15 protein-coding genes are annotated in these 15,026 nt (G+C 62.6%); 3 read left to right on the top strand and 12 right to left on the bottom strand.

The features are described 5' to 3' along the window. The first annotated feature begins 78 nt into the window (after positions 1-78). A complete protein-coding gene (tagQ, locus tag BFQ04_RS26035) occupies positions 79-1,002 on the top strand; it encodes a type VI secretion system-associated lipoprotein TagQ (protein WP_065953249.1) in 924 nt (307 codons plus the stop codon). Positions 1,003-1,126: 124 nt separating this feature from the next. Next, positions 1,127-1,501, top strand: a complete 375-nt coding sequence (locus tag BFQ04_RS26030) for a hypothetical protein (protein WP_003195530.1) — start codon at positions 1,127-1,129, stop codon at positions 1,499-1,501. 130 nt (positions 1,502-1,631) lie between these two features. Here BFQ04_RS26030 and BFQ04_RS26025 read toward each other — a convergent pair whose 3' ends face one another. The 6 genes from BFQ04_RS26025 to exbB all read right to left on the bottom strand — a co-directional run bounded on the left by BFQ04_RS26025 (position 1,632) and on the right by exbB (position 8,553). Next, the gene (locus tag BFQ04_RS26025) at positions 1,632-3,032 is read right to left on the bottom strand and encodes an aminoacyl-tRNA deacylase and HDOD domain-containing protein (protein ID WP_065953248.1); all 1,401 of its coding nucleotides are present in this window, start codon (positions 3,030-3,032) and stop codon (positions 1,632-1,634) included. A 207-nt stretch (positions 3,033-3,239) separates the two neighbouring features. Then, positions 3,240-5,315 (bottom strand): ATP-dependent DNA helicase RecG, encoded by a 2,076-nt coding sequence (gene recG, locus BFQ04_RS26020; protein WP_065953247.1) that lies wholly within the window; start codon positions 5,313-5,315, stop codon positions 3,240-3,242. An 8-nt stretch (positions 5,316-5,323) separates the two neighbouring features. Beyond that, complete coding sequence (locus BFQ04_RS26015; protein ID WP_057723306.1) at positions 5,324-6,244, bottom strand: hydrogen peroxide-inducible genes activator; 921 nt, start codon at positions 6,242-6,244, stop codon at positions 5,324-5,326. 159 nt (positions 6,245-6,403) lie between these two features. Next, entirely contained in the window at positions 6,404-7,150 is a 747-nt protein-coding gene (locus BFQ04_RS26010) for an energy transducer TonB family protein (RefSeq protein WP_057723307.1), read from the bottom strand. Continuing rightward, positions 7,147-7,572: a TonB system transport protein ExbD gene (exbD, locus tag BFQ04_RS26005; protein WP_003195519.1), complete on the bottom strand. Its 426-nt coding sequence runs from the start codon at positions 7,570-7,572 to the stop codon at positions 7,147-7,149. The genes BFQ04_RS26010 and exbD overlap by 4 nt, the downstream gene beginning before the upstream one ends. Positions 7,573-7,578: 6 nt before the next feature. Then, positions 7,579-8,553, bottom strand: a complete 975-nt coding sequence (gene exbB, locus BFQ04_RS26000) for a tonB-system energizer ExbB (RefSeq protein ID WP_065953246.1) — start codon at positions 8,551-8,553, stop codon at positions 7,579-7,581. A 189-nt stretch (positions 8,554-8,742) separates the two neighbouring features. On the opposite strand from exbB, the gene BFQ04_RS25995 reads away from it, so the two are divergent. Further along, positions 8,743-9,594, top strand: a complete 852-nt coding sequence (locus tag BFQ04_RS25995; protein WP_065953245.1) for an SDR family oxidoreductase — start codon at positions 8,743-8,745, stop codon at positions 9,592-9,594. Positions 9,595-9,657: 63 nt separating this feature from the next. On the opposite strand, the gene BFQ04_RS25990 is transcribed toward BFQ04_RS25995, so the two are convergent. The 6 genes from BFQ04_RS25990 to BFQ04_RS25965 all read right to left on the bottom strand — a co-directional run bounded on the left by BFQ04_RS25990 (position 9,658) and on the right by BFQ04_RS25965 (position 14,954). After that, entirely contained in the window at positions 9,658-10,401 is a 744-nt protein-coding gene (locus BFQ04_RS25990; RefSeq protein WP_065953244.1) for a hypothetical protein, read from the bottom strand. Between the two features lie 56 nt (positions 10,402-10,457). After that, the gene (locus tag BFQ04_RS25985; protein ID WP_003176922.1) at positions 10,458-10,838 is read right to left on the bottom strand and encodes a RidA family protein; all 381 of its coding nucleotides are present in this window, start codon (positions 10,836-10,838) and stop codon (positions 10,458-10,460) included. A gap of 24 nt (positions 10,839-10,862) precedes the next feature. Then, complete coding sequence (gene spoT, locus BFQ04_RS25980) at positions 10,863-12,968, bottom strand: bifunctional GTP diphosphokinase/guanosine-3',5'-bis pyrophosphate 3'-pyrophosphohydrolase (RefSeq protein ID WP_065953243.1); 2,106 nt, start codon at positions 12,966-12,968, stop codon at positions 10,863-10,865. 60 nt (positions 12,969-13,028) lie between these two features. Beyond that, positions 13,029-13,292: a DNA-directed RNA polymerase subunit omega gene (gene rpoZ / locus BFQ04_RS25975; protein ID WP_003176920.1), complete on the bottom strand. Its 264-nt coding sequence runs from the start codon at positions 13,290-13,292 to the stop codon at positions 13,029-13,031. Between the two features lie 167 nt (positions 13,293-13,459). Continuing rightward, positions 13,460-14,080: a guanylate kinase gene (gene gmk, locus BFQ04_RS25970; protein ID WP_057006353.1), complete on the bottom strand. Its 621-nt coding sequence runs from the start codon at positions 14,078-14,080 to the stop codon at positions 13,460-13,462. Between the two features lie 10 nt (positions 14,081-14,090). Then, the gene (locus tag BFQ04_RS25965; protein ID WP_065953242.1) at positions 14,091-14,954 is read right to left on the bottom strand and encodes a YicC/YloC family endoribonuclease; all 864 of its coding nucleotides are present in this window, start codon (positions 14,952-14,954) and stop codon (positions 14,091-14,093) included. Positions 14,955-15,026 lie beyond the last annotated feature (72 nt).

The raw sequence follows: 15,026 nt of genomic DNA, 5'->3' as shown, positions 1-15,026 counted from the left end.
GCTGTCCAGCGAGCTTGGAAGGGACTCAGACGGCGGTGGGCCGTGCTGGGCAAGTCAAACTTAATAGAGATCACACCTATGCTTTTTTCCCGTAAGTCGGTTTCCAAGCGTCACCTGCTGCTGATCGCGGCTGGTTTCAGCACCGTGTTGACCGGTTGCGCTACGTCGCCTGCGTCCAAGGTCGCGTCGAGCACCAAAGTCGAGTACTACCCGAACTGCTACGAGCCGGTGCAGCACCTGCGCGCTACCGATTCGAACATGACCAAGTCAGTCGTGAGCGGCGCCGCTATTGGCGCGGCCGGCGGTGCATTGCTCGGCGCCCTGACCGGCGACAAGGAAAAGCGCGGCCGTAACGCGGCTATCGGCGCAGCCGGCGGTGCCCTGGCGGGCGGCGCGGCGGGCTACTACACCGAGCGTCAGAAGCAGATCGCCGATGACAACCAGCGCATTGCTTCCTACTCCACCGACTTCAACAAAAGCGCCTCTGACATCGACCGCAGCACCGCCTATGCCAAGGCTTCGCAGCAGTGCTATCAGAGCGCGTTCACCAAGCTGGTGGCAGACCGCAAGGCCAAGACCGTCAACGATACCGAAGGCCGCAAGCGCCTGGCGGAAATCGTGGCAGGCCTGAAGGAATCCAACGATCTGATCGTTGCGGTCAACGGCAAAGCCAGCGAAGACCTGAACAACTACACCCAGGCCTACGAGAAAGACCTGCAGCAAGTGGGGGTGCAGCGTAATGATGTGGTCACCGTCGCCACTGCCGACACCACACAGGTCGCGCCGCCAGCCAAAGGCAAGAAAGTCGTCAAGCCGCCGAAAAAGAAAGTGCTGCCAGTGGTGCCACAAGAAGCGGTGACCACCGAGAAGAGCATCCAGACCGTGCAGGCCAAGCAGGCTGAAAGCAAGCAGGTCGCCAGCGCCGGCAAGGCTCAGCTTGAGGGCAGCTGCCGTGATCCGAACCTGGCCGACTGGGCGCCGGTGCCTTGCCCTAACGTTTAAGTAACATGTTGCTATAAGCGTTAAACGCCAGCCGATCTCCTGCTAAAGCGCGAGATCGGTGGCGTTCTGCCTGCAAATCGTTACACTGCTGCGGCCACTCAATAATTACACCGAGGCCGTGTGCATGAAATTTCGTCTTCTCCTGTGGGTGCTGGGCCTGATGATGGGCAAAGCCAGCCGCACCAATCCCGCCTTCCAGCAGCAGCTGGGTGACAAAGACCTGGCCTTCCAGTTGCAGACCCTCGACGGCAAGGTTGCCCGTCACTTCATCGTCAAAGACCAGCGCATCACCAGCCGCTCGGGCGTACACCCGGCGCCGGCGTTTGCGATCGCCTTCAAGGATGCCGCCTACGGCTTCGCCACGATGCAGGCGAAGAACAAGCAACTGGCGTTCATGACGGGGATTCAGGACAAGTCGATCCAGATCAAGGGCAACCCGGCGCTGGTGATCTGGTTCCAGGGGTTGACCAAGTATTTGAAGCCGAAGAAAAAGAAGTAGGCTTTCAGGGAGACCGAGCTGGATTCAGCGGGAGCAAGCTCCCTCCCACATTCGGCCACATTCCAACGCTGGAACTCGATCAAATGTGGGAGGGGGCTTGCCCCCGATAGCGGCCTGACAGGCTACACATTCATCCCTGGCTGAACTGTGAAGCCAGCTCCCGCAACAGCACCTCGGCATCCAGCACTTTACCGACCACTTCCTCAGCCTTCTCACGGCTCAAGCCCAGACGCTCAAGCAGCGCATCCGGAATCGCCTCATCCGGCCCGGAACCAATGCCTCGGCTGCGCAACAGGCGCACGGCCAGGCACACCAGGTTCGGGTATTCAGCGTACTGCCCGTCATAGGTGGGGTCGTGTTGGAAGCGCAGAGCGGTGGACAGCTCGTCCGGCATGTCCCAGTAGCGCATCAGCCAGGCACCGATCTGCTCGCGGCTGATACCGAGCAGGTGTTGCTCGACATAGCTGTGGCACACATGCGGGTTGACCTCCAGGTGGCGGCAGATCAGCGAGAAGTGCGGCGGGAAAACGTGGGCCAGCAGCAGGTAGCCGAAGTTATGCAGCAGGCCGGCGAGGTAGGTCAAGCCGGCTTCGGGGCGCTGGGCGCGGGGCATGGCGCGGGTCAGGCCTTCAATCACGGCGGCGGTGTAGATCGATTGGTGCCAGTACGGCGTGGACGGGTGCGGGCGGTCCTTGGGCAGGCTCAGGGTTTTACCCAGGGCCAGGCCCAGCGCCAGGTTGATCACCAGATCGAAGCCCAGTACGCGCACGATGGCGTCTTCCACCGAGCGGATCTTGCCCGGCGAAGCGTAGTAGGGTGACGCCGCCCAGCTCACCACCTGGGCGGCCAGGGCCGGGTCGGTTTCCACCACGCCGGTGATGTCATCGATGGTGGCGTTGGGGTCGACGCGCAGTTTGATGATCTTCTGCGCGGTATCGGCCAGCGGCGGGATCTCGATGGTCGCTTCCAGGCGTTGCTGAATACGGCGGGCGGTGAAGGCCTGCATCGCCTGGGTGATTTCCTCACGGTCATCATTGGGGCGGTCGAGGTTGGGGCGAATCTTGCTCAGCGGCTCGCCAAACTGCGCGGCGCTGGCTTTGGTCAGCATGGTCTTGAAGTGCTCGCTGGCGATTTCCAGCAGCAACCCGGCTTCGCCCGAATGCACCAACAGGCTCGGCTCGTTGAGCAGGCAGCCTTCATACAGGCAAGGCGAACTGGTGAGTGGCGGCAGGCCCGGCAGCAGGTTCAGTTCATGTGTGCCCAATAGTCGCTCAACGCGCTCCGGCGCCACAGCGGTGAGCCGACGCCCGGTGAGTTCGGTAAGGCGGTTGAGGTCGAGCAACTGGCTCTGGGGGAACAGCACCATGAGCGCGCCGACGGCGTCTTCGAGCAGTACCGCCTGGACCTTTCGCGCAGGGTTCAGGCCAGGCTGTTCGATGACTTCCGTGTAGGGAATGGCGAGCTTTGCGAGCAGCGCCCGAATGACCGGCGGGGCGGTCAGTGGGGCTGTAGCGAGGGCAACTTCTGACATGGCCTGATCCAATTTCTTACAGTCGCCGAAGTATAACCAGCTTGTTACACCTGTTGGTTGACTAACTTTGGTTTGTGATCGGGTGCGCGGCCCCTGTAGGAGCGAGCTTGCTCGCGAAAATCGTTAACGATAACGCTGGCATTCTGGATGACCGCGTCGTCAGGGCGGTTTTCGCGAGCAAGCTCGCTCCTACAGGGGGGAGGGGCGTCAGACCTGGCCGTATTGCTGCCCGTGCCGCAGCCAGCGGTTGAGCAACGGGCTGACATGTTCCGGCCAGCGCTCCAGCAGCGCTTGCGCTGCATCGCGCACGGCGGGCAGCAGGTCGGCATCGCGCATCAGGTCGGCGACCTTGAATTGCAGCAGGCCGGTCTGGCGGGTGCCGAGCATTTCGCCGGGACCGCGCAATTCGAGGTCTTTTTCGGCAATGACAAAACCGTCGTTGGTTTCGCGCATGATGCCCAGCCGTTGGCGGCCGATCTGCGACAGCGGCGGGTGATACAGCAGCACGCAATGGCTGGCGGCGCTGCCCCGACCGACGCGGCCGCGCAATTGGTGCAGTTGAGCCAGGCCCAGGCGCTCGGGGTTTTCAATGATCATCAGGCTGGCGTTGGGCACGTCCACACCGACTTCGATCACGGTGGTGGCCACCAGCAATTGCAGGTTGCCGGCCTTGAACTCGGCCATCACCGCGGCTTTTTCGGCCGGTTTCATACGGCCATGGATCAGCCCGACCTTGAGTTCGCCCAGGGCGCTGGTGAGGTCTTCATAGGTGGTTTCGGCGGCCTGGCAGGTCAGCTCTTCGGACTCTTCGATCAGCGTACACACCCAGTACGCCTGGCGGCCTTCGGCGCAGGCGCCGCGCACCCGCTCGATCACTTCGACGCGCCGCGTGTCGGTGACCAGCACGGTGTTGACCGGCGTGCGGCCGGGCGGCAGTTCGTCGAGGATCGAGGTGTCGAGGTCGGCGTATGCACTCATGGCCAGGGTGCGTGGGATCGGCGTGGCGGTCATGATCAACTGGTGCGGGTTCATGCGCCCGCCCACGCCTTTCTGGCGCAGAGCCAGGCGCTGTTGCACGCCGAAGCGGTGCTGTTCGTCGATGATCACCAGCGCCAGGTTCTTGAACTGCACTTCGTCCTGGAACAATGCATGGGTGCCCACCACCATGGGCGCGCCAGCGGCGATTTGCTCGAGGGCGGCTGCACGGTTCTTGCCCTTGAGCTTGCCGGCCAGCCACGCGACTTCCAACCCCAGCGGCTCGAGCCAGCGTTTGAAGGTGATGAAGTGTTGTTCAGCGAGGATTTCCGTCGGTGCCATCAGCGCGACCTGGTACCCGGCTTCCAGGGCCTGCAAGGCTGCGAGGGCGGCGACCACGGTCTTGCCTGCGCCCACATCGCCCTGGATCAGGCGCAGCATCGGTTCCTGCTGGCTGAGGTCGTAGGCAATTTCGTTGCCGACGCGTTGCTGGGCGCCGGTCGGTGCAAAGCCCAGGTTGGCCAGGTATTGCGCGGGCAGGCGCGTGGCCTTGGGCATCGCCGGAGCGCGCAGCGAGCGCATGCTTTCGCGCAAGCGCTGCTGGGACAGTTGATGGGTCAGCAGTTCTTCGAAGGCCAGGCGGTGCTGCGCCCAGTGATGGCCGAGGGCGAGCTCGTCGACATCGGCGTCGGCCGGCGGGTGGTGCAGGTAGCGAATCGCATCGGCCAGCGGTGCCAGTTGATAGTCGCGCGCCAGCTCCAGCGGCAACCAGTCGGGCAGGCTTTGCGGGCCGAGCATCGTCAGGGTCTGCATGCACAACTGGCGCAGGCGCTGCTGGGTGAGGCCTTCGGTCAGCGGGTAGATAGGCGTGAGAGTGGTGTCCACCGGCGGCGGTTCGTCGCCGGTAATGGCGCGGTACTCCGGGTGATAGATCTCCAGGCCCGACGCACCTGGACGCGCTTCGCCGTAGCAGCGCACGCGGGTGCCGCGCTTGAGGCCGTCTTTCTGCGCATTGCTGAAGTGATAGAAGCGCAGGCTCAGGCCACCGGTACCGTCCTGCAGGCGCACCACCAGGCTGCGGCGCTTGCCCATCACCACGTCGGCGCCACTGACAGTGCCTTCGATCACCGCGTCCTGGCCGGGACGCAAATGGCCAATGGGCACGACCCGGGTGCGATCCTGGTAGCGCAGCGGCAGGTGGAACAGCACGTCCTGAAGATTTTCCAGGCCGACCTTGGCCAGTTTCTCGGCCATGGCTTCACCGACACCCTTGAGTGCCGTCACCGGCACCTGCGACAGCTCTGTCATACCGTTACTTAGCTCGCAGCAGGCGGTTTGGCCACCGAGCACAGGCGGATCGAGTCGGCGAGGATCTCAATCGCTTTGGGGCGCGGGAAGCTGGCGCGCCAGGCGATGGCCACGGTGCGGAAGGGCACCGGTGGCGTGAGTGGGCGCACTTCGATCACGCCGGGGGCGTAGTGATGGCTGTCTACCGCCGACAACGGCAGGATCGAAATACCCAGGCCGGAAGCGACCATGTGGCGAATGGTCTCCAGGGAGCTGGATTCCACCGTGGTGTGCTTGGCGCCGTCGTTGCCCTTGGTCAGGGTGGGGCAGGCTTCCAGGACCTGGTCGCGGAAGCAGTGGCCTTCACCGAGCAGCAGCAGGCTCTTGTCGTTGAGCAGGCCGGCGTCGATGCTGTCCTTTTTGGTCCACGGGTGGGAGGCCGGCATCAGCACATAGAACGGCTCATCGTAGAGCGGCAGCGTCAGCACATCCGCCTCATTGAACGGCAGGGCGATGATGATCGCGTCCAGCTCGCCGTTGCGCAGTTTGTCGCGCAGTACGTGGGTGAAGTTTTCTTCGATATACAGCGGCATCTGCGGCGCGACGCGGTGCAGTTGCGGGATCAGGTGCGGGAACAGGTAGGGGCCGACGGTGTAGATGGCGCCGACCTTGAGCGGTGCGGTCAACTGGTTCTTGCCGGCCTGGGCCAGTTCACGAATGCTTTGCGCCTGTTCCAGCACCTTCTGGGCCTGGGCAACAATGCCTTCGCCCACGGGGGTGAGGCGCACGGCGCTCTTGCTGCGCTCGAAAATCAGTACACCGAGTTCGTCTTCAAGCTTCTTCACACCCACCGACAGCGTCGGCTGGCTGACGTGGCAGCGCTCGGCCGCGTGGCCGAAATGCTGTTCCTGGGCGAGGGTCACGATGTAGCGTAATTCTGTAAGAGTCATAGCGGGCGTCCATGAAGTTGCGGGCCAAGCATACCGGCTGCAATCGATAGACGCACGTTATCAGAACTTTGCTGGGGATTGAGCGGGGGCTGTCGGTAATTTTGCTGATTCGCTGAAGCCGACTGTGGGAGGGAGCACGCCCCCTCCCACAGTGCCCGGCTAGCGGCGGCGCTTGTCGATGTTGTAAACGAACGGTGCGACGAGTTCCACACTGCCGTTTTTCAGCAGGTCGGCTGGCGGCTTGGGCAAGGGTTGAGCCTTGCGGATCATGTCCAGCGTCGCGCGGTCCAGGTCGGCGTTGCCGGAGCGGCCCTCCAACTCATAGGACAGCACATTGCCTTCGCCATCCACCACGAAGCGCAGGCGGTTCATGCCTTCCTTGCCACGCTGCTGCGCGCCTGGCGGGTACTTCTTGTACTTCTGCAGGTGTGCCAGCAGGGTACTTTGCCAGGATGCCTGGGCGGCAAGCTGCTGTGCCGATGGGCCGGGGGCGGGCTGCGCGGATTTTTGCGCAGGCGCGTTGCTCGGCGGCGTGTCGCTCGGTGGCTCTTCGGAAGGTTTTTCCTTGGGCGGCTCGGGCTTCTTCTCCACCGGCTTGGGCGGCTGGGGCTTGGGCTTGGGTTTGACCGGCTTGGGCACCTGGATCGTTGGCTTGGGCGCTTCGGCCAACTTCGGCAGAGGCAGCTCTTCGACCGGTGGTGGCGGTGGCGCAACGACCTTGGGCGGTGCCGGAGGCGGCGGTGGCGCCGGCAGGGGCGCGAGGTCGATGACCATCGCGGCCGGCGGCAGCTGAATCGCCTGCGGCGCGGACCATTGGAGCGCGATGATGATCGCAACGGCATGCACGCCCAGCACGACTGCGAGGCTGGTGCCATAACGCGTCAGTTTGTGGCGCGTCGTGATCATTTCTTGGCTGCCGTCTCAAGTCCGACCAGGCCTACCTTGAGGTAGCCGGCTGCCCGCAGGGCATCCATCACGCTCATCAGGTCGCCGTAGTCCACGCCCTTGTCGGCCTGGAAGAAGATCGTCGTGTCTTTCTTGCCCTGGGTCTTGGCGTCGAGCACCGGCCCCAGGGTTTCGGCCTTGACTTCTTCTTCACCCAGGAACAGGCGTTGATCCGCCTTCACGCTGAGGAAAATCGGCTTCTCCGGCCGCGGCGCCGGCTTGGCGCTGGAGGCGGGAAGGTCGACCTTGATATCCACGGTGGCCAACGGTGCGGCCACCATGAAGATGATCAGCAGCACCAGCATCACGTCGATAAACGGCGTGACGTTGATTTCGTGGTTCTCGACGAGTTCGTCGTCGCCTTGATTCAAATGCAGGCCCATGGCCGATTACCCCACTTTCACCATGTGCGGTTGCGAGCTGCGCTCGGGAGGCAGGTGATCGAGGTCGCGGCTGACCAGCAGCAGGACTTCTGCCGACGCATCCGACACCTGGGCCTTGTAGCCGGCAATCGAACGGGCGAAGACGTTGTAGATCACCACCGCAGGAATCGCGGCAACCAGGCCCAGGGCGGTAGCCAGCAGGGCTTCGGCGATGCCGGGGGCGACCACGGCGAGGTTGGTGGTCTGGGTTTTGGCGATGCCGATAAAGCTGTTCATGATGCCCCACACGGTACCGAACAGGCCGACGAAGGGCGCAGTGGAACCGATGGTGGCCAGCACGCCGGTGCCGCTGCTCATGTTACGGCCGCAGGCCGCCACCAGACGCTCCAGGCGGAAGCTGACACGCTCCTTGATGCCTTCTTTTTCGCGGGTGTTGGCCGACAGGCGCATTTCTTCCAGCGCGTCGTGCACCAGGGTATTGGCCAGGGTGCCCTTCTTGGTCGCGGTTTCACTCGCTTCCTTGAGGGTGGTGGCTTTTTTCAGGTGGACGATTTCAGTACGCAGGCGACGCTTGGCGCCCAGCAGCTCGAAGCCTTTGGCGATCCAGATGGTCCAGGTAATGATGGAGGCGATGGCCAGGCCGATCATCACGGCTTTTACCACCACGTCGGCGTTCTGGTACATGCCCCACGGAGACAGGTCGTGTGCCATGCCCAGTGTGTTGTCTTCTTCCAGCACAACGCCGGTTTCGTCGGCAGGCGCTGCAGCCGGGGCCGGGTCGGTGGCGGTTGGCGCGGCGGCTGGGGCAGCCGGGGTGGCGGCATTCTGCTCGGCAGCGGCTGGAGCGGCAGGTGCGGTGGCATCAGCGAAAGCGGCGGTCGGCGCCAGCAGTACGCTGAACAGCATCGCAGCAATCGTACGCCAGGCGCGGGATGGGCTGTGAGGCTTGGTTGGCGAAGCGGGGTTTGTATTACGTGTCATGCTGGCCGGACCTGAGAGAAGATAATGGGTGATCGTCCTGCCAGACCCCTGCGGGCCGAGGACAAATGGGTGGTTATTATTGCAAGTAATTCTTGTTAACTAAAGTGGCACTGTTACTTTATTTCGCTTTTTACTGGCCGTTGATCCTCTCGCGCGGCTAATCTGCGCCTTTGAGAATGGAGTTTTATGATGTCTGCGCCTTCTGTTGTGATTGCCGGTTGCGGCGATGTGGGTAGTCGGCTGGCTAGCCAATTGCTGGCCGGAGGATGGGAGGTGCATGGCCTGCGCCGCGATATTTCACGTCTTCCCGAGGGCGTGATCGGCATCGCCGGCGACCTGTTCAATAAAGACTGCCCCGAGACCTGGCCGATCGGCGGGGTGGATTACCTGGTGTACTGCGCCGCAGCCACCGACCACGACGAGGCCGGCTATCGCGCGGCGTATGTGCAGGGTTTGAAGCATGTGCTGGAGTGGCTGCAGGATTACGGTCAGGCGCCCAGGCACCTGCTGTTCGTGTCCAGCAGCAGTGTGTATGGACAGCAGAATGGCGAGTGGGTCGACGAAACCTCTGAAACCCAGGCCAAAGGTTATTCCGGCCAGGTCATGCTCGAGGCCGAGCAGGTTGCGCTCAACAGCGGCATCCCGGCGAGCGTGGTGCGATTGACCGGCATTTACGGCCCGGGCCGCGAGTGGCTGTTGACCCAGGTTCGCCAGGGCTACCGCGTGGCGATTGACCCGCCTTTATATGGCAACCGGATTCACGCGGATGACGCGGCGGGCTTGCTGGCGTTTTTGCTGCGTCATGTGGAGCAGGGCGGTTCGCTGGACAAGGTCTATATCGGTGTCGACGACGCGCCCGCACCATTGGCCGAAGTGGTGGGTTGGTTGCGTGAGTATCTGGGGGTGACAGAGTGGTCCGAGGACGCCAGTGTGCGGCGTGCCGGCAGCAAGCAATGCAGTAATGCGCGGGCCAAGGCGCTGGGGTGGGCACCGACCTATCCGACTTACCGGGAAGGCTATGCAGCCATCCTCAAGGGTTGAAACACCGTCTGGAATGTGGGAGGGGGCAAGCCCCCTCCCACATTTAGCTGCTTGCCCGGTCGGTTATTGCTTTTCAAGCAGCCATTGGCGAGGGCCTTGGGTGAACTGAGGCACTTCATCCGCTTGCGCCGTGTTGATCGCCTGGAAAATCTCCAGTTGCTTGCCCTTGCGCGCAAAGATCCACGGATTGCCCACGCCATTCAATTGCAGCCAGATGCTGTCATAACCGCCGCTCATCGAGGCGCAATCGCCCGCCAGGCACAGGGAGTAGCGGTCCACCCCAGGCAGGCCGACAATCTTGCCGTCAGCCTGGAACTGTACGGTGGCGCCATTGCCGACCCCGTCGGTGATCTTCCAGTCCCCGCCCATGTAGGCCGCATAGAGCGCCCGCTCGAAGTTGGCGCCCAGTGGCGCGCCCTCCGGAGCCGGATCCTTGGGGCGCATGAACAGTTGCTCAGGCTCATTGTCGTTGGCCACTTGCAGCAGCTTTTTGCCCCTGCGCTTGAGCTCGGTGGCAGCGCTGCCGTAGAAGTCCACGCTCCAGGCGCCTGGCTTGTCCGTCTGCAACTTGCCTTCCGCTACTTCAAAACCGTTGTAGTAGCGTGCCTGCAAGGCCTTGGTGTTGACCTCCCATTCCAGGTTCGGGCCAAAGGTCTGCAAGGCTTCGCGCAAAGGGCCGCCCTTGGCTGCCGCATCGATGGCGGCCTGGTTGATCCAGGTCCCGCTGACATCCAGATTGGCAGGGTTGCTGGCACAGCCGCCGAGCAGCAGGGCGAGCAACGACGAGGCTACAAGCGCTTTGCGCATGACTAAATCCTTCTGAAACGAAGTCGGCGCAGCGATTGAAGCTGCGCCGGGTGTTTTTACTCGATGACCAGAATCGCGTCCATTTCAACCTGCGCGCCCTTTGGCAGGGCAGCAACGCCGATGGCGGCGCGGGCTGGGTACGGCTGTTCGAAGTACTTGCCCATGATCTCGTTGACCTTGGCGAAGTGGCTCAGGTCGGTCAGGAAGATGTTCAGCTTGACGATGTCCTTGAAGGAGCCGCCAGCCGCTTCAGCCACGGACTTGAGGTTTTCGAAGACCTGTACGGTCTGTGCTTCGAAGCCTTCCACCAGTTCCATGGTCTTTGGGTCCAGCGGGATCTGGCCGGACATGTAGACGGTGTTGCCCGCCTTGATCGCCTGGGAATAAGTACCGATGGCGGCCGGGGCTTTGTCGCTGGTGATTACTGTCTTGGTCATGAGTGACTCCTTGTAATGGATCGGTTATGCACGCATGCGGGTGATGCGGATCACACCGGTCAAGGCGCGCAGCTTCTTGATCACGCGAGCCAGGTGCACGCGGTCGTGCACGCTGACCACCAGCTGGACCACGCTGATGCGCCCATCGCGTTCGTCCATGCTGATTTTCTCGATATTGCCGTCGGCCGCGTTGACGCTGCTGGCCAGCAGGGCGATCAAGCCACGCTGGTGCTCCAGCTCCACGCGCAGCTCGACATTGAATTCGCCGGTGACATCCTTGGCCCACGAAAGCTGGATGCATTTTTCCGGGTTGTGACGGATTTCGGTGATGTTGCGGCAGTTGTCCAGGTGCACCACCATGCCTTTGCCCGCCGACAGGTGGCCGACAATCGGGTCGCCCGGGATCGGCGTGCAGCATTTGGCATAGCTGAGCACCAGGCCCTCGGTGCCGCGAATCGCCAGTGGGCCTTCCGGGCTTGGCAACTGTTCGCCTTCGCCGAGCAGGCGGCGCGCGACCACGTAGGCCATGCGGTTGCCCAGGCCGATATCTTCGAGCAGGTCTTCGATGGTTTCCTGGCGGTACTCGTGGAGCATCGCTTGCACGCGCTCCTGCGGGATCTTGTCCAGGGCACTGTCAAAACCGTTGAGCACCTTGTTCAGCAGGCGTTCGCCCAGGCTGATGGACTCGGAACGGCGCTGCAGTTTCAAGGCGTGGCGGATATGCGTGCGCGCCTTGCCGGTAACCACGAAGTTGAGCCAGGCCGGATTCGGCCGCGCGCCCGGTGCACTGACGATCTCCACCGTGGAGCCGCTTTGCAGCGGTTCCGACAGCGGGGCCAGGCGGCGGTTGATGCGACAGGCGATGCAGCTGTTACCCACGTCAGTGTGCACGGCGTAGGCGAAGTCGACTGCCGTGGAGCCCTTGGGCAGCTCCATGATCCGGCCCTTGGGCGTGAACACGTAGACCTCGTCCGGGAACAGGTCGATCTTCACGCTTTCGATGAACTCCAGGGAGTTGCCGGCGCGTTGCTGCATTTCCAGCACGCCCTTGACCCACTGACGGGCGCGGGCGTGGGTGCCCTTGGGCTGCTCATCGCCGCTGGACTTGTACAGCCAGTGGGCGGCGATGCCGTTGTTGGCCATCTCTTCCATTTCGCGGGTGCGGATCTGGATCTCGATCGGTACGCCGTGCATGCCGAACAGCGTGGTATGCAGCGACTGGTAGCCGTTGGCCTTGGGAATCGCGATGTAATCCTTGAAGCGGCCCGGCAGGGGTTTGTACAAATTATGTACAGCGCCCAGCACGCGGTAGCAGGTGTCGACCTTGTCGACGATGATCCGGAACGCATAGACGTCCATGATCTCGTTGAAGGCCCGGCGCTTGCCGCGCATCTTCTTGTAGATGCCGTAGATGTGTTTCTGCCGTCCGCTGACTTCGCCCTCGATCTCGTCGATCGCCAGGCAATGGCTCAGGGACTCTTCGATCTTGTTGACGATTTCCTTGCGGTTGCCCCGGGCGCGCTTGACCGCCTGGAAGATGCGCGCCGAGCGCATCGGGTGCATGGCCTTGAAGCCTAGGTCTTCGAACTCGATACGAATGGCATGCATGCCCAGCCGGTTGGCGATGGGCGCGTAGATTTCCAGGGTTTCCTTGGCGATGCGCCGGCGCTTTTCGCCGGAGAGCACTTCCAGCGTGCGCATGTTGTGCAGCCGGTCGGCCAGCTTGACCAGGATCACGCGGATATCGCGGGCCATGGCCATGGCCATCTTCTGGAAGTTTTCCGCCTGGGCTTCGGCCTTGGTCTCGAAGTTCATCTGGGTCAGTTTGCTGACCCCATCGACCAGTTCGGCCACGGTTTCGCCAAATTGCGCGCTGAGCGCTTCCTTGGCGATGCCGGTGTCTTCGATCACGTCATGCAGCATCGCGGCCATCAGGCTCTGATGGTCCATGTGCATGTCGGCAAGAATGTTTGCCACCGCAAGAGGATGGGTGACATACGCCTCGCCGCTACGACGGCGTTGGCCGTCGTGGGCTTGTTCGGCGTAGAAATACGCTCGGCGGACCAGGTTGACCTGGTCGGGGCCGAGGTAGGCCGATAAGCGATCGGCGAGGGCGTCTATGCTCGGCAAAGTGTGAACTCCTGCCGAAGGCTGTGACCCCGCGCCGTGCTACGTCGACCAGGCATAGGCTTAGACGGCCTCGTTGGACTCGTCCTCGAACGCTGCAAACAGCGGTTCGTCTTCAACGATTTCAGCGTTGGCGATGAACTCGTAGCTCATCAGGCCTTCAGCGATTTCACGCAGGGCCACAACGGTAGGCTTGTCGTTTTCCCACTGGACCAGGGGCTCTTTGCCGCCAGTGGCCAGTTGACGGGCACGCTTGGTAGAGAGCATGACCAGCTCAAAGCGGTTATCCACGTGTTCTAGGCAGTCTTCAACGGTTACGCGGGCCATGGTATTCCTCGGAGCGAATGCAAGATGCGCGCTGCCCGGTTGGGCGAGCGGACTGAGCAGTTTAAAAAATCACCAGCGTTTAGGGAAGCGCTGATTTTTCTCAGGCCCTCGCAAAACCGCTACAAGTGCCAATGTAAAGCCCTTGCAGCCATTTTGGGAAGGGCCAATCAGCCGAGCAGTTCGGCGAGTAACTTGCCGAAACGCTGCTGTTGACGCTTTTGCTGCAGTTGATTGGCGCGGAAAATCGCCTTCAAATCGTCCAGCGCGTGGGCAAAATCGTCATTGATGATCAGGTAGTCGTAGTCGACGTAGTGGCTCATTTCGCTGACGGCTTCACGCATGCGACCTTCGATGATCTCGTCACTGTCCTGGCCGCGGTTGGTCAGGCGCTGGTGCAAGGCTTCAAGCGAGGGCGGCAGGATGAAGATCGAGCGCGCCTTGGGCATCAGCTGGCGTACCTGTTCGGCGCCCTGCCAGTCGATTTCCAGAATCAGGTCATGGCCTTCATCCAGCGTCTGTTGCAGGTGGCTTTGCGAGGTGCCGTAGAGGTTGCCGAACACTTCGGCGCGCTCCAGGAAGTCACCGTGTTCGATCATCCTGACGAACTCGGTACGCTCGACGAAGTGATAGTGCACGCCGTTCACCTCACCCGGGCGCATGGCGCGGGTGGTGTGGGAGACCGAGATGCGGATCTGCTCGTCAGCGTCGGTCAGGGCCTTGACCAGGCTGCTCTTGCCCGCGCCCGAGGGGGCGGAAATGATGTAAAGGGTGCCGGTGCTGTGGGTCATGGAGGTTGCCTTACTCAATATTCTGTACTTGTTCGCGCATCTGCTCGATCAACACCTTGAGGTTGACCGCCGCCGTGGTGCTGCGCGGGTCGAACGCCTTGGAGCCCAGTGTATTGGCTTCGCGGTTGAGTTCCTGCATCAGGAAGTCCAGGCGCCGACCGGCGGCGCCGCCGGACTTGAGCACGCGGCGCACTTCGAGGATGTGGGTGCTCAAGCGATCGAGCTCTTCGGCGACGTCGCTCTTCTGGGCCAGCAGCACCATCTCCTGCTCCAGACGCACGGGGTCGAGGTCGGCCTTCATGTCGGCGAAGCGGTCCAGGACCTTCTGGCGCTGGGTGGCGAGCATCTGCGGTACGAGTTCGCGCAGGGTGACGACGTCTGCCTCGATCGACGTCAGGCGCTCGTTGATCAGGCGGGCCAGTTCGGCGCCTTCGCGTTCACGGCCGGCCTTGAGTTCGTCCAGGCCCTGGGTGAAGAGTGCCAGCGCTTGGGCGTTCAAGGCTTGCGGGTCGGCGGCATCGGCCACCAGCACGCCGGGCCAGGCCAGGACTTCCAGGGGGTTCAGTGCGGCGGGCTGCTTGATCAGGCCGGCAATGGTTTCGGCGGCGGCGACCAGTTGCGCGGCGCGGTCGCGGTCAACCTGCAGCGGTTTGCCGGTGGTTTCTTCAGTAAAGCGCAGGGTGCATTCGAGCTTGCCGCGGGAAATGCCCTGGCGCAGCGCTTCACGTACGGCGCCTTCGAGGTCGCGGAAAGACTCGGGCAGGCGTAGATGTGGCTCCAGGTAACGGCTGTTGACCGAGCGCAATTCCCAGCTGAGGGTGCCTTGGGCGCCGGCTTTTTCGACACGGGCGAAGGCGGTCATGCTGTGCACCATGGAGGTACCTCGCAATGCAGTCCCGCAGATACGGGCTGATGATGAAATGGGAGCCGACAGGCTGCAAAGGCG

Origin of the sequence: Pseudomonas sp. 37 R 15 (assembly GCF_900004865.1) — a bacterium.
GTDB classification, from domain to species: Bacteria; Pseudomonadota; Gammaproteobacteria; order Pseudomonadales; family Pseudomonadaceae; genus Aquipseudomonas; species Aquipseudomonas fluorescens_AM.
Note: the sequence above shows the minus strand (reverse complement) of the source record. Positions and strands in the feature narration are given on the sequence as shown.